This window comes from Streptomyces chengmaiensis, assembly GCF_029846775.1.
GTDB lineage: Bacteria > Actinomycetota > Actinomycetes > Streptomycetales > Streptomycetaceae > Streptomyces > Streptomyces chengmaiensis.
In genome coordinates, this window is record NZ_JARWBG010000036.1 from 62100 (window position 1) to 69961 (window position 7862).

7 protein-coding genes and 1 pseudogene are annotated in these 7862 nt (G+C 72.2%); 5 read left to right on the forward strand and 3 right to left on the reverse strand.

Annotated elements, in window-relative coordinates:
- Positions 1-59: 59 nt before the first annotated feature.
- Positions 60-1610, reverse strand: coding sequence for a zf-HC2 domain-containing protein (locus tag QCN29_RS25660; RefSeq protein ID WP_279931098.1), 1551 nt, complete (start codon positions 1608-1610; stop codon positions 60-62).
- Positions 1607-2209 carry a sigma factor gene (locus QCN29_RS25665; protein WP_279931100.1) on the reverse strand — a complete coding sequence of 201 codons (603 nt, stop codon included), beginning with the start codon at positions 2207-2209 and terminating at the stop codon, positions 1607-1609. Before QCN29_RS25665 ends, QCN29_RS25660 begins: the two co-directional genes overlap by 4 nt.
- 279 nt (positions 2210-2488) lie before the next feature.
- On the opposite strand from QCN29_RS25665, the gene QCN29_RS25670 reads away from it, so the two are divergent.
- Together QCN29_RS25670 and QCN29_RS25675 are read left to right on the forward strand one after the other, a co-directional pair.
- Positions 2489-2860 carry an STAS domain-containing protein gene (locus QCN29_RS25670; RefSeq protein WP_240137746.1) on the forward strand — a complete coding sequence of 124 codons (372 nt, stop codon included), beginning with the start codon at positions 2489-2491 and terminating at the stop codon, positions 2858-2860.
- Between the two features lie 74 nt (positions 2861-2934).
- Complete coding sequence (locus tag QCN29_RS25675) at positions 2935-3447, forward strand: EF-hand domain-containing protein (RefSeq protein ID WP_279931102.1); 513 nt, start codon at positions 2935-2937, stop codon at positions 3445-3447.
- A 232-nt stretch (positions 3448-3679) separates the two neighbouring features.
- Here QCN29_RS25675 and QCN29_RS25680 read toward each other — a convergent pair whose 3' ends face one another.
- Positions 3680-5185, reverse strand: coding sequence for a class I adenylate-forming enzyme family protein (locus tag QCN29_RS25680; RefSeq protein WP_279931103.1), 1506 nt, complete (start codon positions 5183-5185; stop codon positions 3680-3682).
- Between the two features lie 142 nt (positions 5186-5327).
- Between QCN29_RS25680 and QCN29_RS25685 the strand changes: the two genes are divergently transcribed.
- The 3 genes and pseudogenes from QCN29_RS25685 to QCN29_RS25695 all read left to right on the forward strand — a co-directional run.
- Positions 5328-6521, forward strand: coding sequence for an amidohydrolase family protein (locus QCN29_RS25685; protein ID WP_279931105.1), 1194 nt, complete (start codon positions 5328-5330; stop codon positions 6519-6521).
- Positions 6521-7654, forward strand: a complete 1134-nt coding sequence (locus tag QCN29_RS25690) for an acyl-CoA dehydrogenase family protein (RefSeq protein WP_279931107.1) — start codon at positions 6521-6523, stop codon at positions 7652-7654. The genes QCN29_RS25685 and QCN29_RS25690 overlap by 1 nt, the downstream gene beginning before the upstream one ends.
- Positions 7651-7862, forward strand: a pseudogene (locus QCN29_RS25695) (hypothetical protein); the annotation flags it as partial. The gene QCN29_RS25690 and the pseudogene QCN29_RS25695, both read left to right, overlap by 4 nt.

Sequence of the window (7862 nt, forward strand, 5' to 3'; positions counted from 1 at the left end):
CACCCGCCGCCAGCGGTCCGCCTGATCTCCCGGCCTGATCTCCCGGCCCGGGCTTCGCCTCAGAGGCGGCTCAGCGACGCCGTGGCGAAAAGCACTTCGCGGATCGCCTCCCGGTCCCCGTCCTGGCCCGCTGCCGCCTCCTCCGGGGAGATATGGCCCGCTGCCAGCCGGCAGAACTCCGCCGCTTCAAGTGCCACTTGCGCGACCGCGTGGTCCGCGGAGGCGTTTGCCGCCGGCGAGTCCAGGGCGATGTGCCAGTTGCCGCCGCCCGCGCCCTCGATCTCCAGATGCAGTGAACGGCCGGGAGCGCCCGGCGTCATCAGATAGTGCGGCGGACTGGCGAGCCCCGCTCGCCGCCGCGCGGCCAGCGCGTGCGGCAGCAGCCGTGCCGCCAGATCGATCATCAGGTTCAGATGGACGCCGCTGGGCGGCTCGTACGGATAGTCCACCGCGTCCGCGATGTCGCCCGCATGGATCCAGCACTCGAACGCCCGGTCAAGCAGGGAGTCCTTGAGCGCCAGCGAGAAGTCACCATATGAAACGGACAGTTCGGACACGCCCCGGCCTGCGAAGGACACCGTGCGGATCAGGGTGTGGCTCTGCCCGCGCCACGGCTGGCGGACGGCCGGGGCCAGCGGCTGCTTGGCCGACTTCCAGAACTGCTCCGTGCGCTCCTCGGGCGACGGCGGCGCGGTCGTGCCGAGCGGGTCGCCCAGCCCGAGCGCACCCGCCACCAGCCCGTCGACGGCCATCAGATGGCCGAGGACCTGGGCCACGCTGGTGGACCGGGTCATCTGCCGGTCGCCCTCGAACCACCTGAGCCGCACCTCGGCATCCCACTCCGAGTCGCCGAAGTCCCGCAGCAGGGCGTCGAGCCTGGCCGTCTCCGCGTCGTACGGGGCGGCCCACGCGGGCACGGGGATACGGGCGGGCCTGCGGCCCAGGCAGTTCTCCAGCACCCGGAAGCGCAGCAGCGGGTCGAGGTCCAGATCGCGCTCCATGTGCAGCAGCCCCACGGCGTCGCGCAGCCGCAGCGCCTCGTCCGCGCACGCGGCGCACTCGCCGAGGTGGACCTCGACGGCCGCGGTCTCCTCCGCGGAGCACACGGCAAGCGCCCATGCGCCGAGCAGCGACTTGAGCACGCTGTGCGACAGCCCGGCGGCCTCCGTCGCGCCGGTCGTGTCGGTCCCGCCGGCCGTGTCGGTCCCGCCGGTCGCGCCGGTCCCGTCGGTCGTGTGGTGCGCGGTGTCGGCGGTGTCCGCCGTGCGCGCGGCGTCGGCGTCATCGGCGTTGTGCGTCATGTCCGCGGGGCGGTCCCCGTCGCCCGGGCCGAGGCACAGGGCCGCTGTCCCGTCCATGGCGTCCCCGCCCGCGACGTCCCCGCCCGCCGCTTCGTCCGGCTCCTTCTCCGGCTCCTCGTCCTCGTACGCGCCCAGCACCAGCGGGAACGGCGGCACCGACAGCGTGAGATCGTCCCCCGCCGCCCGTGGGGCCGGGATGCGGGGCTGTCCGCGCGCCTCGTCCCTGGCGTCGTCCCCGTGGCCTCCGCCGCCTCCGCCGCCTCCGCCGCCTCCGCCGCCTCCGCGGCCTCCGTCGAGCGGCCCGGTCACCGGGAGCGTCCGTATCCGGGCGCAGGGCCCTGGCCGGGCGGCGGGGCGCCGTCCAGGGTGCGGGTGTGCGCGGTCGACAGCAGCTGCAGGCCGAGCCGGAGCCGCCGGCGCGCCTCGTCCTCGGTCACGCCGAGCAGCCGCGCGGCGTGCCGGTAGTCCGTGCGCTGGCGGTATGCCAGCTCCAGCGCGGCGCGCAGCGGCTTCGGCATCGACGTGACGATGTAGTCCGCGCGGGCCGCGACCGTCGCCCTGCGCACCTTCTGCTCCAGCTCCTCGGCCGTGCCCTCGCCTCCGCCGCCGGTGAGCGCCGCCGTCCCCGACTGCCGCAGCCGGTGCACCGCCTGGCCGTTGGTGAGCTTCGCCACCCATGAGCGCATGGACCCCTGCTTGGGGTCGTACGCGTCCGGGTTCTCCCAGATGTAGCCGAACACCTCGCGGGTCACCTGGTCAGCGGCCTCGTCGTCGTCGAGCACCCGGTGGGCCAGCATGTGCACCAGCGAGGCGAACCTGTCGTAGAGCTCGCCGAGCGCGGCGGCCTCGCCCCGCGCCAGCCGCTGCTGCATCCTGCGGTCCCAGCGCGGCGGTGTGTCCTTCGCCATACGGCCCCCAAGCTCTGCGTTCTGTTCCCCTGTGCTGTTTCCCGGTGCCTGTCGCCGCTTCGAATGTAATGCGCACAGCTCGCGGCGCACGCCCCTTTTCGGCAAGTGCGCCCCCGTGGGGGACGCGGCAGAGGCAGCGTGTTTCATGGGAGGGCGGCTGGGCAGCCGCGAAGGGAAGGGCGGCTTCCGGTCGATGCGTCCGTGACGTCCGTACGGGATGACGTCCGTACAGGATCACGTCCGTGACGTCCGTACAGGATGAGGAGAGGTCCAGGCACGATGCTCACAGTGGACGAGGCCCGGCAGGGCGGGTGGACCGTGCTGCACGTCCGCGGGGAGCTGGACATCGCCTCCTCGCCCGCCGTCCGCCAGCACGTTCACGATGCCGTCGCCTCGGGCCGCCGGGATGTGGTGCTCGATCTCTCCGAGGTGTTCTTCTGCGACTCCAGCGGCGTGGGCGTGCTGATCGCCTCGCGGCGGCTGCTGCGCTCCTGCCGCGGACGGCTGCGACTGGTGCTCCCGGCGCGCGGCGCCGAGGAGGGCTCGCATGTCAACCGCGTACTCGCCGCCCTCGGCGTACGGCGGCTGTTCGCGGTGTACGCGGACGCCGACGCCGCTGCCGACGAGGAGGCGCAGCCCCTGTCGGCCTGAGGGCCGGCAGCGCTCACGGGGGAATTCCGCGCAGTACTTGAACGAGACACCTCTCGGAGCCGTACTCTCCCCGCATGGACAGCGCAGAGTACGAGCGCAAGATCGCGTCTCGTTTCGCCGCCTTCGACCAGGACGGCAATGGCTATATCGACCGTGAGGACTTCAGCGGGGCCGCGGCGGCGCTGCTCGGCGAGTTCTCCGTCACGGCCCGCTCGGAGCGGGGCCAGGCCCTCTACAGCGGTGCTGAGGCCTTCTGGCAGGGCATGGCGGGCATCGCCGATGTGGACGGGGACCAGCGGGTCAGCCGCCAGGAGTTCGTGACCGGCGCGGTGAAGCGGCTGCGGGACAACCCGGAGCGGTTCGCCGAGATCGCCCGTCCCTTTCTGCACGCCGTGATCGCCGTGGCCGACGCCGACGGCTCCGGCCTCACCCCGGCGTCCGTGGAGCGGGTCCTGCGGGTGCTCGGCGTCGAGCCGGGTGTCGCGTCGGAGGCGGCCAGGACGCTGGACGCGGACGGGGACGGCAGGATCGACGAGGAGGAGCTGCTGAAGGCGCTCGCCGCGTACTACGTCACGCCCGAGCCGTAGGCGCTGTCCGGCGGACCTTTCCCCTCCCCGCCCGGCCACGCCCCGTCCCGAACCGGGTCTCCGCCCCGAGCCCCGGTACGGCCTTCGGCCGTGTCCTCAAGCTCCCCCGGACTCTGTCCGGGAGGGGTGGCCCCCAGACGGGCTCGAACGGGCTTCTCCCGCGCTTGAGGAGCGGGGGTTTTGGGGGCCAAGACCCCGGACGACGGGGTCCGGGGCGGAGCCCCGGGTTCGGTTACGGCGCCCCGAACCGCTCGCGCAGCTTGTACTTGAGCACCTTGCGCAGGGTGTCGTTGCGCGGCAGGGCCTCGACCAGCTCAAGCTGTTCCGGCAGCTTGTGCACGGACAGGCCCGCGCCGCGCAGATAGGCCGTCACCTCGCCGAGGGTCAGCGGCGGCGCGTCCGCGGGCTGCTCGACGACCGCGCACACCCGTTCGCCGCGGTCGGCGTCGGGCAGTCCGATGACCGCCGCCTCACCGACCGCAGGATGCCCGTGCAGCAGTTCCTCGATCTCGCGGGCCGAGATGTTCTCCCCCTTGCGGATGATGATGTCCTTCAGCCGTCCGGTGAGCTTCAGATGGCCGGAGGGCGTCAGTGCGCCCAGGTCGCCGGTCCTGAAGAACCCGTCGGAGTCAAAGGCGGCCGCGGTCTGCTCCGGGTCGAGATAGCCGCGGCAGACCGCCTCCCCGCGCAGCCGCACCTCGCCGTCGGCGATCCGAATCTCCATCCCCTCCGGCGGTCGGCCCTCCGTGGCGGCGAGATTCTCGTCGGTGTCGTCGGGGGCGCCCATGGTGATCATCGGCACTTCGGTCATGCCGTAGCCGTGGACGAGCCCGCAGCCCAACTCCCGTACGACGGCGTGGTACAGCTCCGGCGGCTTGGGCGCTCCGCCGCCCGCCAGCAGCCGCAGCGTCGGGATGAGCTTCTCGCCGGGCCGTCTGCGCTGCTCGGCCAGGAACATCGAGTAGAAGGCGGTGGAGCCGCCGGCGACGGTCACCCCGTGGGAGCGGTAGGCCTCCAGTGCGTCGGGCAGTGCGAACTGCTCGAAGAGCACTGCCGGCATGCCGTACAGCAGCAGCATCACCAGATAGTCGGCTCCGCCTATATGCGCGAAGGGGAAGGCCACCGAGCCGATGTCGTCGTCGCGCAGTCGCAGGGCATGGGCCAGGCACGCGCCTCCGGCGATCAGCGAGCGGTCGGTGTGCAGTACGCCCTTGGGGTCGGAGGTGGTGCCGGAGGTCCAGTAGATCCAGCGCACCGCCGTGCCGTCGGCGGGCGGCGGCGGAAGCGTCGCCGGGTCGCCCTGGGGGAGGCGGTCGTAGGTTTCCAGGACGTGGGGCGCGCCGAGGCGACGGGCCATCTCCGTGTGGTCGAAGCCGCGCCAGACCCCCGGCACGGCGAACAGCTCCGCCTGTGACGCACGGAGCGCGTAGCCGGTCTCCCGGTCCCGGCAGAAAGGGATGACGGGGGACTGCACGGCGCCGATCCTGGCGAGCGCGCCGGTCAGCAGGACGGTTTCGATGCGGGTGGGGAGCTGCCAGGCGACGACCGTCCCCGGACCCACGCCGTGTGCCGTGTGCAGCCCGGCCGCCACGCTCTCGCAGCGCTGTCTGAGTTCCGCGAACGTGAGCGACCGGTCGTCCTGGAGGAGGGCCGGGCGGTCGGGGGTGAGGGCGGCGCGGCGCTCGATCAGCTCCCACAGGGTGGGGGAGGCCCCCAGGGAGTGTGCGGTGTCGTTCACGGCTCCTCCTGGCGCAGCGCTGCTGACGAAGAGTCAGATCGAGCGGAGAGCGTAGAGGCCGCCGCCTTGCCGGTCCAGAGGTGCGGGGCTAGCCTGAAATCTGACGCTCCGTCAGACAAGTTCGGTCTCTGGAGGAGGCTCGGTGGAACGGGAACTGCCGCGGATCATCAGCGTCGACGACCATGTGATCGAGCCCGCGCACCTCTTCGAGAGCTGGCTGCCGGCGAAGTGCAGGGACAGGGGGCCGAAGCCCTTCACGGCCGGCATCGGGGAGCTTCGCTACATCGGCGGCAGATACCGGTTCACCACCGATCCGGCGGGCCAGATCACCGACTGGTGGGAGTACGAGGGCGAGATCTTCCCCTACAAGCGGATCATCGCCGCCGTCGGCTTCTCCCGGGAGGAAATGACCCTGGAGGGGATCACGAGGGAGGAGATGCGGCCGGGGTGCTGGGATCCGGCCGAGCGGCTCAAGGACATGGACCTGAACCATGTCGAGGCGTCGTTGTGCTTTCCGACCTTTCCGCGGTTCTGCGGGCAGACCTTCGCCGAGGCGAAGGACAAGAAGGTCGCGCTGGCGTGTGTGCGGGCCTACAACGACTGGATGGTCGAGGAGTGGTGCGGGGACAGCGGCGGGCGGCTGATCCCGCTCTGCCTGATCCCGCTGTGGGACGTCGATCTGGCGGTGGCGGAGATCCGGCGCAACGCCGCGCGAGGGGTGCGGGCGGTGACCTTCTCCGAGATCCCCACGTATCTGGGACTGCCGTCGATCCACTGCGGCTACTGGGACCCCTTCTTCGCGGTGTGCGAGGAGACCGGCACGGTGGTCAACATGCACATCGGGTCGTCCTCGCAGATGCCGGCCGCCTCCCCGGACGCCCCGCCGGCCGTGCAGGCCACCTTGAGTTTCAACAACGCCATGGCGTCGATGACCGACTTCCTGTTCTCCGGGGTGCTGGTGAGGTTCCCCCGGCTGAAGCTCGCCTACAGCGAGGGCCAGATGGGCTGGATCCCGTACGCACTGGAGCGCGCGGACGACGTGTGGGAGGAGCACCGGGCCTGGGGCGGGGTGCGCGATCTGATCCCCGAGCCCCCGTCTGCGTACTACTACCGGCAGATCTACTGCTGCTTCTTCCGCGACAGGCACGGAATCGACTCGATCGACGTCGTCGGCCGCGACAACGCCACCTTCGAGACGGACTATCCGCACGTCGACTCCACCTTCCCGCACACCAGGCAGCTCGCCCTCGACCATGTGCAAGGCCTCGACGACGCGACCGTCCACAAGCTGATGCGCGGCAACGCCATCCGGATGCTGGGCCTGGACCTCGGCTGATGCACCTGGCCCACACGGAGGAGGACGAGGCGTTCCGCGCGGAGCTGGCGCGCTGGCTCGCCGCCGCGCTGCCCACGCTGCCGCCCCGTCCCGACCCCCGCGACTGGCCGGGCCGCCGCGCCTACGACCTCGGCTGGCAGCGCATGCTGTACGACGCCGGATACGGGGAGCTCCACTGGACGGCCTCCCCGGCCCGGCGGCTGATCTTCCTGGAGGAGACCGAACTCGCCGGCGCCCCCTACGTCGGCGCCAACTTCGTCGGACTGCTGCACGCCGGACCGACCATCGCCGTCGAAGGCGCCCCGCGACAGCGCGCCCGCTGGCTCGGGCCGATCGTGCGCGGCGAGGAGGTCTGGTGCCAGGGGTTCAGCGAGCCGGACGCCGGTTCCGACCTCGCCGCCCTGCGCACCCGCGCCGTCCGCGACGGCGACGCGTACATCGTCACCGGCTCCAAGATCTGGACCTCGCACGCGGAGATCGCCGACTGGTGCGAACTGCTGGTGCGCACCGACCCCGACGCTCCGAAGCACCGCGGCATCACCTGGCTCGCGCTGCCGATGGACGCCGAGGGGATCACCGTGCGGCCGCTGCGCACCCTGGCCGGGTCCGCGGAGTTCGCGGAGCTGTTCCTCGACGAGGTGCGGGTGCCGGTCGACCATCGCGTCGGCGCGGAGAACGACGGCTGGCGCGTCACGATGGTGACGCTCGGCTTCGAGCGGGGCACGGCCTTCGTCGGCGAGGTCGTCGCCTGCCGCAGGGTCCTGCGGGAACTGGCGCACGAGGCACATGCCAACGGCCGCTGGGACGACCTGGGACTGCGCCGCTCGCTCGGCCGTCTGCACGCCGAATTCCAGGCGCTGTGGCGGCTGATCCAGTGGAACGTGAGCGAGGCGCAGGCCGTCGGCGGTGCGCCGGGCGCCGGCGGATCGGTGTTCAAGCTGCGCTATTCGCATGCCCGGCAGGAGCTGTACGACACGGCCGCGCAGGTGCTCGGCGCGGACTGCCTGGATCTGGACCGCAGGTGGACGCTCGACCGGCTCTCGTCGCTGTCGTACACCATCGCGGCCGGCACCTCCCAGATCCAGCGGGACATCATCGCCGAGCGCCTTCTCGGCCTGCCGAAGGACAGGTGAGCGTGCGTATGGACTTCCGGCTCACCGAGGACCAGCGGGCGCTCAAGGACGGCATGCGCGCACTGCTCGCCCGGGTCTTCGACCGGGACGCGATGCGTGCGGCGGTCGCGGGCGCGGACGGGGCCGCCGCCAGGGCCGCGGGCGGTGGTGCGCGCGGCGACGGGGCGGCGGGCGGCGGCGTGGACGGTGGTGCGGGCGCAGACGGGGC

Coding starts and splice junctions, on each gene's coding strand:
- QCN29_RS25665 (WP_279931100.1), bottom strand. CDS start 2,209: ATGGCGAAGGACACACCGCCGCGCTGGGACCGCAGGATGCAGCAGCGG.
- QCN29_RS25670 (WP_240137746.1), top strand. CDS start 2,489: ATGCTCACAGTGGACGAGGCCCGGCAGGGCGGGTGGACCGTGCTGCAC.
- QCN29_RS25675 (WP_279931102.1), top strand. CDS start 2,935: ATGGACAGCGCAGAGTACGAGCGCAAGATCGCGTCTCGTTTCGCCGCC.
- QCN29_RS25690 (WP_279931107.1), top strand. CDS start 6,521: ATGCACCTGGCCCACACGGAGGAGGACGAGGCGTTCCGCGCGGAGCTG.